The organism is Streptomyces sp. NPDC051064, from assembly GCF_044455985.1.
Classification (GTDB): Bacteria; Actinomycetota; Actinomycetes; order Streptomycetales; family Streptomycetaceae; genus Streptomyces.
The window spans coordinates 74621-91903 of sequence record NZ_JBITFK010000010.1 but is presented as its reverse complement, the minus strand read 5'-3'; the positions used below and the strand labels follow the sequence as shown (position 1 = coordinate 91903).

The following is a 17283-nucleotide window of genomic DNA, read 5'->3' as shown; positions in this document are numbered from 1 at the left end:
GATTGCCGGCGCACAGGACAACGGGAGGGCCACGATGACCGAACCACCGGCCGACGTGGACGAGGAATCGGGGCGCGCCGCGCTCGGGCGGGCCCTGCGGTATCTCCGGGAGCGCTCGGGGAAGTCGCTGAGCGAGCTCGCCGGGGAGACGCGGTACGACAAGAGCTACCTGTACCGGCTGGAAGTCGGCCAGCGCCTCTCCAAACTGGCGGTGATGGAGGACCTTGACCGGCACTACGAATCGGGCGGCCTGCTGGTGCAGCTGTGGAAGGTGGCCCGCCGGGAGGTCTTCAAGGACCGGTACAAGGAGTTCATGCGGCTGGAGAACCAGGCCCGCATCATGTGGATGTACCAGCTCGCCGTGCCGGGCTTGCTGCAGACCGAGGAGTACGCCCGTGAGGTGTTGTCTGCGGCGCAGACCACCGAAGCGAACGGCGACCTGGTCGAGGAGCAGGTCGCAGCACGCATGAGTCGACAGGAAATCCTCCACCGCAACCCGGCACCGCAGATCCGGGTCATCCTCGATGAGGTCGCGCTCCGCAGACAGACAGCCGATCCGAAAGCCTGGACCGACCAGTTGACCCATCTGCTCGACGTCGCCCGCCTGCCATCCGTGGTCATGCAAGTACTGCCCTTCAGCGCGGGCGTTCACGGGTTGATGGGCAGCCACCTCTGGCTGATGTGGGAGCCGAACGGCAGTCCCGTTGCCTACGTCGAGGGCAACGGATTCGGCGAGTTGATCGACGACGCTGACAAGATCACGGACTACAGGCTGTCCTACGATCGCATTCGAGATCTGGCGCTTTCCCCGTCAGACTCGCTGGCATTCGTCCAGGGCGTCTCGAAGGAGCACCAACCATGATTCCTGCGCTCGACCTCTACGCCGCAACCTGGCGCAAGTCCAGCTACAGCGACGGCGGCGGCACCAACTGCCTCGAAGTCGCCGACGGCTTCCCCGGACTCGTCCCCGTCCGCGACAGCAAGGTCCCTGACGGCCCCACCCTCATCATCACCGCGCCCTCCTGGACCGCCTTCGTCGCCCACGTGGCTCACCCCACGGCGTCCAGCGTCGGGTAGTCCGTGTAGCCCGTCTCCCCGCCCACGTACATCAGGTACGCGTCCCGGACCTGGTTCACCGGGGCGCCCGTACGCATACGGCGGATCAGGTCGGGGTTTGCGAGGAAGGGGCGGCCGAGCGCGATCACGTCCGCTCCGGCGGCCAGCAGCCGCTCGGCGTGGGCGATGCCGCCGTCCTCCGGGATGCGGTCCTTCGGCAGGACGGGGTTGGCGATCAGCGTGCCCTGCCAGTCCTTCCGGATCCGCTGGAAGACCGGGTCCTCAGGATCGGCGTACCCCACGTGCAGATAGGCCAGGCCGGTCCCCGTCAGGGCCGCGAGGAGCGCCGGGTAGATCTCCTCGGTGTCGCCCTCCACCATGCCGTTCACCGTGCTCCACGGCGAGACGCGCAGCCCCACCCGCTCGGGACCGATCTCCGCCGCCACGGCCTCGACCACCTCCACGACGAACCGGATGCGGTGCGCCACGGATCCGCCGTAGGCGTCGGTCCGCCGGTTGGTCCCCTGGCCCAGAAACTGGTGGAGCAGGTGGCCGTTGGCGCTGTGCACCTCGACGCCCTCGAAGCCGGCCTCGATGGCGTTGCGGGCCGCTGAGGCGAAGTCGGCGACGGTGGAGACGATGTCGTCGGTGGTCATCTCGCGGGGTACGACCGAGGGCACGCGCCCGGCCGGGGTGTGGATCGTCTCCGGCAGCGCGATCGGCGAGGGGGCGACGGGGGTCAGTCCACTGGTGTCGGGATGGCCGGCGCGCCCGCCGTGCTGGATCTGGAGGAACATCCGCCCGCCCTCCGCACGGACCGCGTCGGTGACCCCGCGCCATCCCTCGATGTGGGCCGGGCTGTGGATCGCGGTGATGTTCGGGTACGTCTGCCCCACGGCGTTCGGCGTGGACGCCTCCGCGATGATCAGCCCCGCCGAGGCGCGCTGCGCGTAGTACGTGGCCATGAGCGGGATCGGGACACCGTCGGCGGTGGCGCGGTTCCGGGTCAGCGGAGCCATCACGAGGCGGTGGGGAAGGGTGAGGGGGCCGAGTGCGACCGGCTCGAAGAGCTTGGCTGAGGAAGTGGCTGCGTTCGTCATGCCGGAACGGTAAGAATTGACACTGGTGTCAGGTTCAAGTCCCGGAGGCGAGGAAACCATGCGGATCGGCGAGCTGGCCACACGTACGGGCGTGAGCGAGCGCTCCCTGCGCTACTACGAGACCCAGCATCTGCTGGCGGCCGACCGCACCCCCGGAGGCCACCGCGACTACGCCGAGAGCGCGGTCGACCGCGTGATCCGCATCCAGGAGTTCTACGCCGCCGGGCTGTGCAGCTCGAAGATCGCCGAGTTGCTGCCCTGCGTACGGGACGCGGACGGCGGGCCCTCCGAGATCGCCACCCCGCGCCTGGTCAGCGACCTCTCCGTGGAGCGCGACCGCATCGACCGGAAGATCGACGAGCTGCGGCGCTCCCGGGAGGTGCTGGACGACGTGATCGCCACGGCGGCGGGCGAGACCCCGAGCCGACGCTGAACCGTGCGCCAGGCGTTCTGAATCGCCCAGTACAAAGCGGGCCGAGCCTGTTCCTGGCCGGTTTCGCCCTCCTGGCCGACGTCGGAGCCGCCGCCGTGATCCTCATGACGGGCATCGGCCTGGTCGGCGTCACGATGAACCCGGCCATGGCCACCCGGGTCCAGCGGGCCGGCAACGCCGGGCCGCTCGTGAACACAGCGCACTCCTCCTTCATCACCCTCGGCGTCATCATCGGGTCGGGGGGCGGCGCGCTCGTCGGCCACTTCGGCCTGCGCGCGCCCCTGTGGCTCGGCGCCGCCCTCGCCGACGGTCCGGGCCGCGAATTCTGCTGAAAAAGCGGACACATGGTGTCGGGTATTGCGTCGAGCATGGTTTCACCGGTCCTCGGCGATGACATTCATGGACCGGCTCGTACAGCCAGACAGGACTCGAGGAGATTCATGTCCGACACATCGAAACCGGCACTCCACGGAAAGATCGCCCTGGTCGCAGGCGCCACCCGGGGCGCCGGCCGTGGCATCGCGGTGCAGCTCGGTGCGGCGGGGGCGACTGTCTACGTCACCGGCCGCACGACTCGGGACCGGCGCTCGGAGTACGACAGGCCCGAGACGATCGAGGAGACGGCGGAGCTCGTCACCGCCGCGGGCGGTACCGGCATCGCGGTGCCGACCGACCATCTGGTGCCCGAGCAGGTCCGTGCGCTGGCCGAGCGCATCGACGCCGAGCAGGGGCGGCTCGACGTACTCGTCAACGACGTCTGGGGCGGCGAGCGGCTGTTCGCGTTCGACAAACCGGTCTGGGAACACGACCTCGACGACGGGCTGCGGCTGCTCCGGCTGGGCGTGGAGACCCACGCGATCACCAGCCACTTCACGCTTCCCCTGCTGGTGCGGCGGCCGGGCGGGCTCGTGGTCGAGATGACCGACGGGACAGCTGCGTACAACGGGGCGAACTACCGCAACTCCTACTTCTACGACCTGGTCAAGAACAGCGTCCTCCGCATGGCGTTCGTGCTCGCCCACGAGCTGGAACCGCACGGCGGGACGGCGGTGGCGCTCACCCCGGGCTGGATGCGCTCGGAGATGATGCTCGACGCCTTCGGCGTGGCCGAGGAGAACTGGCGCGACGCGCTGACCGACGTGCCGCACTTCTGCATCTCGGAAAGCCCGGCGTACGTGGGCCGCGCGGTCGCCGCTCTGGCCGGGGACCCCGACCTCGCGCGCCGGAACGGCCGGTCGCTGTCCAGCGGGCAGCTCGCCCGGGAGTACGGCTTCACCGACCTCGACGGTTCCCGCCCCGACTGCTGGCGCTACCTGGTCGAGGTCGAGGGCCCGGGCAAGCCGGCCGACGCGACGGGGTACCGCTGACCTTCAGGTCGGGCCGTTCGGGAAGTCGCTTCGGTTGAGGAGCCGCCTACTACTCGGCGATTCTGCGGTCGCACGATCCTGGCAGACGATCAGCAGCAGAGGTGGGAGCGTACAGATAGGACAGGTAATAAGCCCAGCTCGCCGGCTTGTCCGTGTCCTTCTTGCCGGACCCCCTCCGATGGGTCGGACCACCCATGTGAGTGACGTAGCCGGAAAGACGGTTGCGAGCACCCGCTTCCGGAGCCCGATCACGCGGCTCCGGAAGCGGCCGGTGCTCCGCTACTGCGGCAGCACCGGCAGCAGCTCCGGCAGATGCCCGTCCGACGCCGCCGCGGCCGTGACGCGCTCCTCCGGGACCTCGCCGTACAGCGTCGTACGCGGCTTCGCCGGCCGGCCCGCCAGGTCGGCGATGGCGACGAGGTCCTGGATCGAGCGGTACGAGCCGTAACTGGACCCCGCCATACGGGAGATGGTCTCCTCCATCAGCGTCCCGCCGAGGTCGTTCGCGCCCGAGCGCAGCATCTCGGCGGCCCCCTCCGCACCGAGCTTCACCCAGCTGGTCTGGATGTTGGTGATGTGCGGGTGGAGCAGGAGGCGGGCCATCGCGGTGACGGCCCGGTTGTCGCGGTCGGTGGGGCCCGGGCGCGCGATGCCCGCCAGGTAGACCGGGGCGTTGGTGTGGATGAAGGGCAGCGTCACGAATTCCGTGAAGCCGCCGGTCTCCTGCTGGAGGCGGGCCAGCGTCCTGAAGTGGCCGAGCCAGTGCCGGGGCTGGTCGACGTGGCCGTACATCATCGTGGACGAGGAGCGCAGGCCCGTCTCGTGCGCCGTCCTGATGACCTCCAGCCAGTCGGCCGTCGGCAGCTTGCCCTTGGTGAGGATCCAGCGGACCTCGTCGTCGAGGATCTCCGCGGCGGTGCCGGGGATCGAGCCGAGGCCGGCCTCCTTGGCCGCGGTCAGCCAGTCGCGGATGGACATGCCGGTGCGGGTCGCGCCGTTGACGACCTCCATCGGCGAGAACGCGTGGACGTGCATGCCGGGTACGCGTTCCTTCACCGCCCGCGCGATGTCGAAGTACGCGGTGCCGGGCAGGTCCGGGTGGATGCCGCCCTGCATGCAGACCTCGACCGCGCCGACGTCCCAGGCCTGTGCCGCACGGTCGGCGACCTGGTCCAGGGAGAGGGTGTAGGCGTCGGCGTCCGTACGCCGCTGGGCGAAGGCGCAGAAACGGCATCCGGTGTAGCAGACGTTGGTGAAGTTGATGTTCCTGGTGACGATGTAGGTGACGTCGTCACCGACCACGTCACGGCGCAGGGTGTCCGCGATCCGGCACAGCTCGTCCAGCGCCGGCCCGTCCGCGTGGAGCAGGGCGAGGGCCTGGTCGTCGGTGAGCTTCGTGGGATCGTCGGCGGCCTGGCTCAGGGCCTGACGTACGTCCGTGTCGATGCGGGACGGCACCATGCCGGGGGCGGCGGCCTCCCGCAGGGCCTCCCAGTCGCCGTACACCTCGTCGAAGTCGTCGCGCCGGTCGCCGGTGCGGCCCTCGGTGTCGATGGTGCGGTGCAGGTCGGTACGGCCGGACGAGCCGAACTCCTCGTCGGGCTCCTGCCACGCCAGCCCGGCCGGGATGGCGCCCTCCTTCGCCAGGCCCGTCTCCGGGTCGGCGAGCGCGCGTACGTGCGGCAGCAGGCGGGGGTCGAGCCAGGGCTCGCCGCGCTGGATGAACTCCGGGTAGATGGTGAGGCGTTCACGCAGCTGAAAGCCGGACTCGGCGGTGCGGTCCGCGAGTTCGTCGATGTGGGGCCAGGGGCGCTCGGGGTTCACATGGTCCGGGGTGAGGGGCGAGACGCCGCCCCAGTCGTCGATGCCCGCGCCGATCAGCAGGGCGTACTCGGCGTCGACGAGATTCGGCGGGGCCTGGATACGCGCCGAAGGGCCCAGGATGTGGCGGGCGACGGCGATGGCCGCGGCCAGCTCCTCCAGCTCCGCGTCCGGCATCCCGCGCATGGCGGTGTCCGGCTTGGCGCGGAAGTTCTGGACGATGACTTCCTGGATCCCGTGATAGGCACGGGCCGTCTTGCGCAGCTCGAAGAGGGAGTCGGCGCGCTCCTCGTACGACTCGCCGATCCCGATCAGGATGCCCGTGGTGAACGGCACGTTGGACCGGCCGGCGTCCTCCAGCACGCGCAGCCGGACAGCCGGCTCCTTGTCGGGGGAGCCGTAGTGCGGGCCGCCCTTCTCGGACCACAGCCGGGTCGCCGTCGTCTCCAGCATCATGCCCATGGACGGCGCGACGGGCTTAAGCCGCTGCAGGTCCGTCCACGTCATCACACCGGGGTTCAGGTGCGGCAGCAGCCCCGTCTCCTCCAGCACCCGCACCGCCATGGCCCGCACATACGCCAGGGTGTCGTCGTAACCCTCGGCCTCCAGCCACTCCCGCGCCTCGGGCCATCGGTCCTCGGGCCGGTCACCGAGCGTGAACAGGGCCTCCTTGCAGCCCATTTCGGCGCCCTTCCGGGCGATGTCGAGGATCTCGTCCGGCGACAGGAACATCCCGTGGCCCGCCCGCTTGAGCTTCCCGGGCACGGTGACGAAGGTGCAGTAGTGGCAGGTGTCACGGCAGAGCCGGGTCAGCGGGATGAAGACCTTGCGGGAGTAGGTGATCACTCCCGGCCGGCCCGCGGCTTCGAGACCCGCGTCCCGGACCCGGGCGGCGGACGCGGCGAGATCGGTCAGGTCCTCCCCCCGTGCCTGGAGTAGGACGGCGGCCTCGGCCACGTCGAGGGCGACACCGTCGCGGGCCCGCCGGAGGGCACGCCGCATGGCGTTGGTCGTGGGGCGCTGAGGAACGGTCATGATCCGAGCATACGAGCGCGTCGCTCCTTCCGGACCAGGGACTCTTCCCTGCGTAACCGCCCCCTCGGCACTGGCGCCTTGGCCGTTATGTCCCGCTTGCCCCGTAGGCTCGGAGAGGTGATGGAAACGATCGTCTTCGACATCGGAGAAACCCTCGTCCGCGACGACCGCCACTGGGCCTCGTGGGCCGACTGGCTCGGGGTCCCGCCGCACACCGTCAGCGCCTTGGTCGGCGCCGCCGTCGCACAGGGCCGCGACGGCACCGACGCGTTGCGCATCCTGCGCCCCGGCATGGACGTCGACGAGGCGTACCACGCCCGGGCGGCGGCCGGGCGCGGCGAGCACCTGGACGAGACGGACCTCTACCCCGACGTCCGCCCGGCCCTGGCCGAACTGCGCGCGCTCGGTCTGCGGGTCGTCGTCGCGGGCGACCGGACGGCCAGGGCGGGAGAACTGCTGCGGGCCATGGACCTGCCGGCCGACCTGGTCGTCACCTCGGAGGAGTGGGGTGTCACCAAACCGGACCGGGAGTTCTTCGCCCGCGTGCTGGAGGTGTCGGGCGCCTCACCGGAGGCCACCCTGTACGTGGGGGACCACCCCGCCGACGACCTCTTCCCGGCGAAGTCGTCCGGACTGCGGGCGGCCCACATCCGCCGTGGCCCGTACGGACATTGGTGGGCGGACCACCCGGACGTGCTGGAGACGGCGGACTGGCACATCAGCGCCCTGACCGAACTGCCGGGGCTGCTGGGCGGAACCGCGCGGCGCAGGACAGCCCCGGGCCGGCGCGAGGAGCCCGTCCGCCCCGAGGATTCCACTCCGTCGGAGCAGGTAATGGCCTGAGCCCGCTTCGGTTCCCTCGTCCGGAGAGCCTCGAACACACGCGAGCGCATCACCATCACCGACCACGGCCAGCCCGCAGCCATCCTCATCAGCGCCCAGGAGCTGGCCGAAATCGAGGATGCCCTCGCCCTCGCGCAGTACCGGGCCCGCCAGGCCTCGGGCACCCTCGCGACCGTTCCGCATGACGAGGTACGCGCACGACTCGGCCTGCAGCAGCGGTGACGCACCTGATCACCTGGGACGAGCACGCGATCGATCAGGCCGCCCGTTTCCTCAAGGACACGATCCGGACGGGTCGTCGTGATCCACCTGGGCCACGTCGGCTGACCCGGCCCGCCGTATGACCGTGGCCCCCGTCCGGCTCGTCGCCGGGCGGGGGCCACGGTGTGCCGGAGGCCCGGCCTACTTGCCGAGCACCGCCTTCATCACTTCCCTGGCGATCGGGCCGCCCAGGCCGCCGCCGGAGATGTCCGAGCGGGAGATGTCCATCGCCGTCGGGTCGATGAACACCGCGACCGCGACGGACCGGCCGTCGGAGTTCTTGCCGTACGAGACGAACCAGCCGTACGGGACTTCCTTGCTGACGTCGTTGCCGCGCTGGGCCGTACCCGTCTTGCCGCCCACCGTCACACCGTCGATCAGGGCGCGCTTCGCGCTGCCCTCCCTGGCGGTGAACTCCATCATCTCCTGGACCTTCTTCGCCGTCTCCTCGGAGACCGCCTCGCTCTTGAGCTGCGGCTCGTGCTCCTCCAGCGTGGAGAGGTCCGGGCCGTCCAGCTTCTCCACGATGTACGGCTGCATCAGCTTGCCGTCGTTGGCGAGGGCCGCCGTGACCATGGCCATCTGCATCGGGGTGCTCGTGAGGCTGCCCTGGCCCATGCCCGTGAGGGCGGTACCGGGCTTGTCGAGCTTCTCGGGGTAGAGGCTCTTGGTGGCGAGCATGTCGCCGAAGGCGTCGGAGTAGACGTCCGCGTTGAAGCCGAACTTCTCGGCCGTCTCGCGCATCCCCTGGTCGCCCACCTTGAGGGCGGCGTCCAGGAAGACGTTGTTGCAGGAGTGCTGCATGGCCGTCTTCATCGACGCCTTGTTGCAGACCGCGTCGCCGGCCTCACTGCTGATCTTGCTCGACGAGAGCGGCAGCGGGTACGGGGAGACCGCGCCGGTAGGGGCGTCGACGTCCGTGACGACGCCGTGTTCCAGAGCCGCGGCGGCCGTGAGGATCTTGAAGGTGGAGCCGGGCGGGAAGGTCTCACGCAGCGGCCGGTTGGCCAGCGGCTTGCTCTTCTCGTCGACCAGCGCCTGGAACTTGTCGCCCTCCTTGAAGGAGTTGCCGGCGAAGACCGAGGGGTCGTAGGAGGGTGTCGAGACCAGGGCGAGGACCTTGCCGGTCGACGGTTCGAGGGCGACGACCGCACCCCGGGCGTCGAGGTCGGTCAGGCCCTTGTAGCCCGCCTCCTGCGCCTTCGGGTCGATGGTGGTGACCACGTTGCCGCCACGCCGCTCCTCACCGGTGAGGATGTCCTTGGCCTGCTGGAAGGCGAAGCGCTCGTCCTGGCCGCTGAGGATGCTGTCGTACGTCTTCTCCAGGAGGGACATGCCCTGAGCCTGGGAGGCGTAGCCGGTGACGGGGGCGTACATCGGACCCTGCTTGAACGTCCGCTGGTACTTGAAGTCGGTCCCCTCGACCTCCTTCGACCCCGTGATCGCCTTGCCGCCCACGATGATGTCCCCACGCGGAGTGGCGAACTGGGTGATCTTGACCCGCCGGTTGTGCTCGTGGGTGGCCAGCTCCTCGCTCTGCGCGTACTGGAGCCAGTTGGTCCGTATCAGCAGAGCAAGCATCAGCAGCCCGCAGAAGATGGCTATGTGCCGCAACGGCCTGTTCATCGTGCTCCCGCTCCCAGGCAGCCGAGCACACACGCACACGGGCCGCACCATCGATGTCCGGAGGTGATAGATGCGATTTTAGCGTCGATGGTTGCATGGGAAGGCCACGGCCGATGGCTACCGGGCCACAGTTCCCTCACAAATGGGCGGCGTACGCGTCCAGAGCACGCAGCACCTCCGCCTCCCCGGCCGGGGGCAGTTGGAGGACGACCTCGTCGACACCGAGATCCGCGTAGTACGCCAGCTTTCCCGGGGAGGGCCGGACGGCGTAGGGCACCACCTGGAGCTGCTCCGGGTCGCGGCCGGCCTCCTCCCAGGCGGCGCGCAGCTTCGGCACGGACTCCGACAGGCCGCGCCCGCCGATCGGCAGCCAGCCGTCCGCGTCCTGGGCGATCTGCGCGAACAGCTTCGGTCCCGCCGCCCCGCCGATGAGGGTGCGCGGGCCGTTCACCCGGCCGCGCGGCGCCCGCACCGGCTTCGGGTAGGCGTGACTCGCCCGGACGGAGCCGAACTCACCCGCGTACGCCGTCGGTTCCTCCGCCCAGAGTGCACGCATCAGGGCCAGCCGGTCGCTGCCGAGGGCGCGCCGGGTCGACCACTCCACGCCGTGGTCGGCGGCCTCCTCCACATTCCAGCCGAAGCCGATGCCGAGTGTGAACCGGCCGCCGGAGAGGTGGTCGAGCGTGGCGGCCTGCTTCGCCAGGTCGATGGGGTCGTGCTGGGCGATCAGCGTGATGCCGGTGCCGAGGGCCAGCCGCTCCGTGACGGCGGCGGCCTGTCCCAGGGCGACGAAGGGGTCGAGCGTGCGGCCGTATTCGGGCGGCAGTTCGCCGCCTGCCGGATACGGGGTCTCCCGGCTGACGGGGATGTGGGTGTGCTCGGGCAGATACAGCCCGGCGAACCCCCGCTGTTCCAACTCGCGAGCGAGCCGGACCGGCGTGATCGTCTCGTCGGTGAGGAAGATCGTTGTGGCGATCCGCATGCGAGCACCTCCGTCGTCGTCCGTGACGGTCCCAACGTATGCCGTGCGGCGGGTGAATCGGAGCCTCGCCAGGTGATTCAGTCCTGCACGACAAGCGCCTGGGTCTCCTTCGTCAGCACCTCACCCCGGAAGAAGGCCGGGCCTCGGCGCCGCATGGCCTCCATCAGCACCACACCGAGCAGCAGCAGCCCGACACCGATGACGAAGACGGAGCCGATGCCGAACACGGAGGAACCGGAGCCGTACGCCGGGTCCCACATGTCGTACAGGGTCTTGCCGAAGACCGCCGTGAGCAGGATGCCGCCGACGACCGGGAACAGGCCCTTGAAGAGGAGGTCGCGGGTGGACCGGGTGAGGTCGGCGCGGAAGTACCAGGCGCAGGCGAAGGCCGTGAGCGCGTAGTAGAAGCAGATCATCAGGCCGAGCGCGTAGATCGTGTCGACCAGGACGTGCTCGCTGACCAGGGTCATCACCGTGTAGAACACCCCGGTCGCGACACCCGCGACGACCGTGGCCCTGCCGGGCGTACGGAAGCGGGGGTGGACCTTGGCGTACGAGGCGGGCAGGGCCTCGTACGCCGCCATCGCCAGGACCGTGCGCGCCACCGGGATGAAGGTGGTCTGCAGGCTCGCGGCGGCCGAGGCCAGCACCGCGACGAAGAGCAGGATGCCGAGGCCGGGGCCCATGACCGGGCCGGCCAGGGCGGCGAAGACGTTGTCGGACGTGTCCGGGTTCGCGAGGCCCAGCCCCGAGCCGCCGGTGCCGACGGCCATCTGGGCGGCGATGCCGGTGGCGAGGTAGGAGCCGACCAGGACGACCATCGCGATGAGTGCGGCGCGGCCGGGGGTCTTCTCAGCTCCGGTGGTCTCCTCGTTGGCGGTGAGACAGGTGTCCCAGCCCCAGAACATGAAGATGGAGAGGGACAGCCCCGCAGTGAAGGCGCCGAAGGACTGGACGGCGAACGGGTTCAGCCAGGACCAGGAGAAGTCCGTCGAGGTCGTGGCGAAGTCGCCGTCGGCCGCCTTCCGCACGGCCATCGCGACGAACATCGCGAGGACCACGAGCTGGAGGGCCACGAGGGTGTACTGGAGGCCCTTGGTGGCCGTCATCCCCCGGTAGCTGATCGCCGTCGCCACGGCGATCAGGAGGAGGCACGTGAGGATGTGGACCGGCTTGCTGTCGTCCAGGGCGGCCACCGAGTCGCTTCCGGTGATCTCGCCGGCCAGTAGCCAGAAGTAGGAGGTGGCGACGCCCGCGAGGTTCGACAGGACGATGACCGTGGCGATCACCAGGCCCCAGCCGCACATCCAGCCCAGGCGCGGCCCGAAGGCCTTCACCGTCCAGGTGAACGAGGTGCCGCAGTCCGGCACGGCCTTGTTGAGCTCCCGGTACGCGAAGGCGACCAGCAGCATCGGGAGGAACCCGGCCAGGAACACGGCGGGCATCTGCACGCCGACCTCACCGGCGGTGGAGCCGAGGGTGGAGGTCAGGCAGTACACCGGGGCGACGGTGGAGATACCGAGCACGGCGCTGCCCATCAGGCCGACGGAGTTCCCGCCGAGCCCCTTCTCGCGTACGCCGCCGTCGGCCGGGGCGCTTCCCCGTACCGTGTCTCCGGCCTGTGGCCGCGCATCCAGCTCAGTCATGGAGAGGACGCTATGCGCTGCGATTTCCACATCCGGAGGATGAGACTCCGACGTCTCATCCTTGATTAGCCAAGCGTGAACGGGACTTGAACACACACATCGAAAGCTTCAGGCGAACATGACCTTGCATTCACCTGCCCGGAAGAGGACGAGCGGGCGTACGGGAATCGCACCCCTGTCCTTTTTGTGGTGATTCAAAATTTGTCCGTCGTCTGCCCGGGCCCTGGAGGACGCCCCCGTCGGCGCGGATGTTCTGGCCGGTGACCCGGCGTCCGTCCGGGCCGGCGAGGACGGCGATGACGTCCGCCACGTCCTCCGGCTGCCCCAGGCGCAGCTCCTCGACGGCACCGGGCGCGGCGAGGTCCAGCCGGAGAGCGGTGGCGGCGCCTTCCTCGCTACTGCTTGCGGTACAGCTCCTCGATCTCCGCGTCGAAGTCCCGGATGATCGCGTCGCGCTTCAGCTTCAGCGACGGCGTGAGGTGACCGCTCTCCTCGGTGAAGTCCTTGGGCAGGACCGTGAACTTACGGATGGACTCCGCGCGCGAGACCAGCCGGTTGGCCTCGTCCACCGCACGCTGCAGCGCCGCGCGCAGCTCCTCGTCCTCGACGAGCTCGCGCAGGGGGACGCCCTCCTTCTTCCGCATCCGGCACCAGTGCGCGAGGCCGTCCGGCTCCAGGGTGATCAGGGCGCTGATGAACGACCGGTTGTCCCCCACGACCATGCACTGGCTGACCAGCGGGTGGGCGCGCAGCCAGTCCTCCAGCGGGGCGGGGATGACGTTCTTGCCGCCGGACGTGATGATGATGTCCTTCTTGCGGCCGGTGATCGTGAGGTAGCCGTCCTCGTCCAGAGCCCCCAGGTCGCCCGTCGCGAACCAGCCGTCCTCCAGATGCGGCACGGCCTCGCCGCGCTCGGTGTCCCAGTAGCCCCGGAAGACCTGGCCCCCGCTGAGCAGCACCTCCCCGTCGTCCGCGATGCGCACGGCGGTGCCCGGCAGCGGCCATCCCACCGTGCCCAGGCGGGGCTTGAGCGGCGGGGTGACCGTGGCGGCCGCGGTGGTCTCGGTCAGGCCGTAGCCCTCGAAGATCTGCATGCCGGCCCCCGCGTAGAACGCGGCGAGACTGCGTCCCAGCGGGGAGCCGCCGCAGATCGCGTACCGGACGTGACCGCCCAGCGCGGCCCGGATGCGCCGGTAGACCAGCGGGTCGTAGAGGGCGCGGGCGGCGCGGAGCCCCAGGCCGGGGCCGGGGCCCGTGCCGTGTTCGGCGGCCTCGACCGCCTCGCCGTAACGCCGCGCGATCCGGGCCGCACGGTCGAAGGACGAGGCGCGGCCCATCTTCTCGGCGGTGGCCCGGCCGGTGTTGAAGACCTTCTCCAGGACGTAGGGGATGGCCAGCAGGAACGACGGCTTGAAGCCGGCCAGGTCCGCGAGCAGGTCGTCGGTCCGGATGGACGGCGCGTGCCCGAGCCGTACGCGTGCGCGCATGCAGCCGATCGCGACCATCCGGCCGAAGACATGCGAGAGGGGAAGGAACAGGAGGGTGGACGCGGGGTACTTGGAGACCGACTTGAAGACCGGGTGGAGCAGCTCGATGGCGTTGTCGACCTCGGCGAAGAAGTTCCCGTGGGTCAGGACGCAGCCCTTGGGCCGGCCCGTGGTCCCGGAGGTGTAGATGAGGGTGGCGGGGCTGTCCGGTTCCAGGGCGCTCCGCCGGGCGGTGACGGCCGCGTCGGGTATGTCCTTGCCGAGCGTCTTCAGCCGGCCGATCGCACCCGTGTCGAACTGCCACAGATGGGCGAGGTCCCCGAGCTGCTGCCGCTCCTGGCTGACCAGCCGTCCCTGCTCCTTCGTCTCCACGGCGCAGGCGACGGCGCCGGAGTCCTGGAGGATCCAGCGCGTCTGGAAGGCCGACGAGGTGGGGTAGATGGGCACGGTGACCAGCCCGGCCGCCCAGGACGCGAAGTCGAGCAGCGTCCACTCGTAGGTCGTACGGGCCATGATCGCGACCCGGTCACCGCTCTGCAGGCCCTCCGCCACCAGGCCCTTGGCGACGGCCAGGACCTCGGCGGCGAACTCGGCGGCGGTCACGTCCTGCCAGCTGTCGTCGGCCTGCTTGCGGCTGAGGACCGCCTCGGACGGAGCCTCCTGGGCGTTGTCGAAGGGGATCTCGGCGAGCGAGCCACGTCGCACGGCCGGCGCGAGCGGCGGCACCGAGACTTCCCGTACGGAGCCGTCGGCCGCCCTGACCTTGGTCGGCTCGACCAGGGCCGGAACGGTGGGCGCGGCGGGTACGGCGGCGGGGGCGGGCGGGGTCACGAGCGGCTCCTCGACGTGGGGGCCGGCGCCGGGCCCCGTCCTGGGGTCCGGCGCCGAGGCGGCTGCTGGGTGCGTGGGGTCGTTCATTACGGATGGCGGCTGCGGGGGCCGCGGTTGCGGTCAGGGGCGTTCCAGGACGGCGGTGACCCCCTGGCCGCCCGCCGCGCAGATCGAGATCAGGCCCCGGCCGGGCGCCTCCCGCTCCGCGAGGAGCTTGGCCAGGGTCGCCACGATCCGGGCGCCGGTCGCGGCGAAGGGGTGGCCGGTGGCGAGGGACGATCCGACCACATTCAGCTTGTCCCTGTCGACGGGCGCGAGCCCCTGCTTCTCCCAGGACGCCAGGGTGGCGAGCACCTGGGAGGCGAAGGCCTCGTGGATCTCGAAGAGGTCGAAGTCCTCCATCGTGAGCCCGGCGCGCTCCAGCATGCGCGGCACGGCGTACGCGGGCGCCATCAGCAGCCCGTCCTCGCCGTTCACGTAGTCCACGGCGGCCGTCTCGTACAGCGACAGATACGCCAGCGGTTCCAGGCCGTGCGCCTCGGCCCACTCCTCGCTCGCCAGCAGGACGGTGGCCGCGCCGTCGGTGAGCGGGGTCGAATTGCCCGCGGTCATCGTCGCGTCGGGGTGATCTGCGCCGAACACCGGCTTCAGCGTGGCGAGTTTCTCCACCGTGGAGCCGGGGCGCAGGTTCTGGTCGCGGTCCAGGCCGAGATACGGGACGACGAGGTCGTCCAGGAAGCCGCGTTCGTAGGCCGCGGCGAGCCGCTGGTGGCTGGTGGCGGCCAGCAGGTCCTGGTCCTGGCGGGCCACCCCCCACTTCCGGGCGGTGACAGCCGCGTGCTCACCCATCGAAAGGCCGGTGCGGGGCTCGGCGTTGCGCGGGATGTCCGGGACGAGGTGCCCGGGACGGACGGCGGCGAGCGCCTTGATCCTGGCCCCCGTCGACCTGGCGCGGCGCGCCTCCAGCAGGATCCTGCGCAGCCGGTCGTTGACCCCGAGGGGCGCGTCGCTGGTGGTGTCCGCGCCGCCCGCGATCGCCGAGTCGACCGCACCGAGCGCGATCTTGTTGGCCGCGGCGACGACGGCCTGCAGACCGGTGCCGCACGCCTGCTGGATGTCGTACGCGGGCGTGCGCGGGTCCAGTACGGAACCCAGGACGGTCTCGCGGGCCAGGTTGAAGTCCCGGCTGTGCTTGAGGACCGCGCCGGCGACGAACTCGCCGACCTGCTGTCCTCGCAGGCCGAAGCGCTCGACCAGTCCGTCCAGCGCGGCGGTCAGCATGTCCTGGTTCGACGCCTGCGCGTACGGGCCGTCGGAGCGTGCGAACGGGATACGACTGCCACCGATGACCGCGACCCGGCGCGGCTGCGGAAGTGCGAGGGGAATCAACTCGACCAGCTCATCTCGACAACTCCTGACCCTTGAGTAACCTTACTCTGGAGTAAATCTACGACCGAGCAGGAGTCCAGACAATGGCCGACCGCTATCTGCACTTCACCGGCACGGCACCCGGCCGCTTCCTGACCCGCAGGCTCGGCCTGCCACAGCCCGCCCCGCTGCGCCGCTGGACACTGGAAACCCCGTCCCTCGACGGGCCGTTGCTCCACCTCACCGCAGGTAGCTCCGCCCACTCCGGCACGCTCGGTCCGGTACTCGCCGCGACCGGCCTGGAGGTCACCGGCCGGGCCGAACGCCCGGCCGCCGTCGTCCTGGACGCCACCGGCGTCACCACGGCCGCGGGACTCGCCGACGTACACGCCGCTCTCCACCCCGTCGTCCGGTCGCTGGCCGGCGGTGGCCGCGTCGTCGTCCTCGGGACCACGCCGTCCCCCGACGACCACCACCAGGCGGCGGCGCAGCAGGCCCTCGAAGGGTTCGTACGCTCGCTCGGCAAGGAGATCGGCCGGGGCGCCACGGCGCAGCTGCTGCGGCTCGCGCCCGGGGCGGACGCCGCCTCCGCCGAGTCCACCCTCCGCTTCCTGCTCTCCCCCCGCTCCGCGTACGTCAGCGGCCAGGTCGTCGAACTCACCGCCGACACACCCGGCGAGGTCGCCGACTGGGCGGCACCGCTGTCCGGGCGCACCGCCCTGGTCACCGGCTCGGCGCGCGGCATCGGCGCGTCCGTCGCCTCCGTCCTCGCCCGGGACGGCGCCCAGGTGATCTGCCTGGACGTCCCGCAGGCCCAGGAGGAGCTCGTCCGCACCGCGGACCGCCTCGGCGCCACCGCCCTGCCGCTGGACATCACCGCACCGGATGCCGCCGAACTGATCGCCGCCGCCGTCCCCGACGGCCTCGACATCCTCGTCCACAACGCGGGCATCACCCGGGACCGCAGGCTCGCCAACATGCCGGCCGACCGCTGGGCCTCGGTCATCGATGTCAACCTCGACAGCGTCCTGCGCACCACGGACGCCCTCATCGGGTCGGGCACCCTGCGCCGCGGCGGCCGGATCGTCGCCACCGCGTCCATCGCCGGGATCGCGGGCAACGACGGCCAGACCAACTACGCGGCCAGCAAGGCCGGAATCATCGGCCTGGTCCGCTCCCTTGCCCCGCGCGCCGCCGCCGAGCACGGCATCACCGTCAACGCCGTCGCGCCGGGCTTCATCGAGACGAAGATGACGGCCGCCGTGCCCCTCTTCATCCGGGAGGCCGGGCGCCGAATGAACTCCCTGTCCCAGGGCGGCCTTCCGGTCGATGTCGCGGAGACCACCGCCTGGTTCGCCCAGCCCGCGTCCGGAGCGGTCAACGGCCAGGTCGTACGGGTCTGCGGCCAGAGCCTGCTGGGGGCGTGA

Annotated in this window: 13 protein-coding genes and 3 pseudogenes; 8 read left to right on the top strand and 8 right to left on the bottom strand. The window is 70.6% G+C overall.

What is annotated here, in order from left to right; all coding sequences use genetic code 11:
• Nucleotides 1-34: 34 nt before the first annotated feature.
• Together ACIBCU_RS31150 and ACIBCU_RS31145 are read left to right on the top strand one after the other, a co-directional pair.
• Nucleotides 35-862: a helix-turn-helix domain-containing protein gene (locus tag ACIBCU_RS31150; protein WP_399235524.1), complete on the top strand. Its 828-nt coding sequence runs from the start codon at nt 35-37 to the stop codon at nt 860-862.
• Nucleotides 859-1077: a DUF397 domain-containing protein gene (locus ACIBCU_RS31145; protein ID WP_399235522.1), complete on the top strand. Its 219-nt coding sequence runs from the start codon at nt 859-861 to the stop codon at nt 1075-1077. Before ACIBCU_RS31150 ends, ACIBCU_RS31145 begins: the two co-directional genes overlap by 4 nt.
• Here ACIBCU_RS31145 and ACIBCU_RS31140 read toward each other — a convergent pair.
• Entirely contained in the window at nt 1050-2156 is a 1107-nt protein-coding gene (locus ACIBCU_RS31140) for an alkene reductase (protein ID WP_399235519.1), read from the bottom strand. The genes ACIBCU_RS31145 and ACIBCU_RS31140 overlap by 28 nt on opposite strands.
• A gap of 58 nt (nt 2157-2214) precedes the next feature.
• On the opposite strand from ACIBCU_RS31140, the gene ACIBCU_RS31135 reads away from it, so the two are divergent.
• The 3 genes and pseudogenes from ACIBCU_RS31135 to ACIBCU_RS31125 all read left to right on the top strand — a co-directional run bounded on the left by ACIBCU_RS31135 (nt 2215) and on the right by ACIBCU_RS31125 (nt 3956).
• Nucleotides 2215-2589, top strand: coding sequence for a MerR family transcriptional regulator (locus ACIBCU_RS31135; RefSeq protein ID WP_399235772.1), 375 nt, complete (start codon nt 2215-2217; stop codon nt 2587-2589).
• 44 nt (nt 2590-2633) lie between these two features.
• A pseudogene (locus ACIBCU_RS31130) lies at nt 2634-2894 on the top strand (MFS transporter); the annotation flags it as partial.
• Nucleotides 2895-3029: 135 nt separating this feature from the next.
• Nucleotides 3030-3956, top strand: coding sequence for an SDR family oxidoreductase (locus ACIBCU_RS31125; protein ID WP_362927938.1), 927 nt, complete (start codon nt 3030-3032; stop codon nt 3954-3956).
• Between the two features lie 279 nt (nt 3957-4235).
• Here ACIBCU_RS31125 and ACIBCU_RS31120 read toward each other — a convergent pair whose 3' ends face one another.
• A complete protein-coding gene (locus ACIBCU_RS31120; RefSeq protein WP_362927940.1) occupies nt 4236-6812 on the bottom strand; it encodes a bifunctional FO biosynthesis protein CofGH in 2577 nt (858 codons plus the stop codon).
• A gap of 120 nt (nt 6813-6932) precedes the next feature.
• Here ACIBCU_RS31120 and ACIBCU_RS31115 point away from each other — a divergent pair, with 120 nt between their 5' ends.
• Complete coding sequence (locus ACIBCU_RS31115; RefSeq protein ID WP_399235770.1) at nt 6933-7655, top strand: HAD family hydrolase; 723 nt, start codon at nt 6933-6935, stop codon at nt 7653-7655.
• Nucleotides 7656-7877, top strand: a pseudogene (locus ACIBCU_RS31110) (type II toxin-antitoxin system prevent-host-death family antitoxin); the annotation flags it as partial. It lies immediately after the preceding gene.
• 180 nt (nt 7878-8057) lie between these two features.
• On the opposite strand, the gene ACIBCU_RS31105 reads toward ACIBCU_RS31110, so the two are convergent.
• The 6 genes and pseudogenes from ACIBCU_RS31105 to ACIBCU_RS31080 form a co-directional block, all read right to left on the bottom strand.
• Nucleotides 8058-9542, bottom strand: coding sequence for a peptidoglycan D,D-transpeptidase FtsI family protein (locus ACIBCU_RS31105; RefSeq protein ID WP_399235517.1), 1485 nt, complete (start codon nt 9540-9542; stop codon nt 8058-8060).
• Between the two features lie 136 nt (nt 9543-9678).
• Nucleotides 9679-10524: an LLM class F420-dependent oxidoreductase gene (locus ACIBCU_RS31100; protein ID WP_362927942.1), complete on the bottom strand. Its 846-nt coding sequence runs from the start codon at nt 10522-10524 to the stop codon at nt 9679-9681.
• 77 nt (nt 10525-10601) lie between these two features.
• Nucleotides 10602-12170 carry an APC family permease gene (locus ACIBCU_RS31095; protein ID WP_399235515.1) on the bottom strand — a complete coding sequence of 523 codons (1569 nt, stop codon included), beginning with the start codon at nt 12168-12170 and terminating at the stop codon, nt 10602-10604.
• Between the two features lie 229 nt (nt 12171-12399).
• Nucleotides 12400-12504: pseudogene (locus tag ACIBCU_RS31090) on the bottom strand (SDR family oxidoreductase); the annotation flags it as partial.
• A gap of 61 nt (nt 12505-12565) precedes the next feature.
• The gene (locus tag ACIBCU_RS31085) at nt 12566-14488 is read right to left on the bottom strand and encodes an AMP-dependent synthetase/ligase (RefSeq protein WP_399235512.1); all 1923 of its coding nucleotides are present in this window, start codon (nt 14486-14488) and stop codon (nt 12566-12568) included.
• Between the two features lie 120 nt (nt 14489-14608).
• Nucleotides 14609-15886, bottom strand: coding sequence for an acetyl-CoA C-acetyltransferase (locus ACIBCU_RS31080; RefSeq protein WP_399235768.1), 1278 nt, complete (start codon nt 15884-15886; stop codon nt 14609-14611).
• A 74-nt stretch (nt 15887-15960) separates the two neighbouring features.
• On the opposite strand from ACIBCU_RS31080, the gene ACIBCU_RS31075 reads away from it, so the two are divergent.
• The gene (locus tag ACIBCU_RS31075; protein ID WP_399235510.1) at nt 15961-17283 is read left to right on the top strand and encodes a 3-oxoacyl-ACP reductase; all 1323 of its coding nucleotides are present in this window, start codon (nt 15961-15963) and stop codon (nt 17281-17283) included.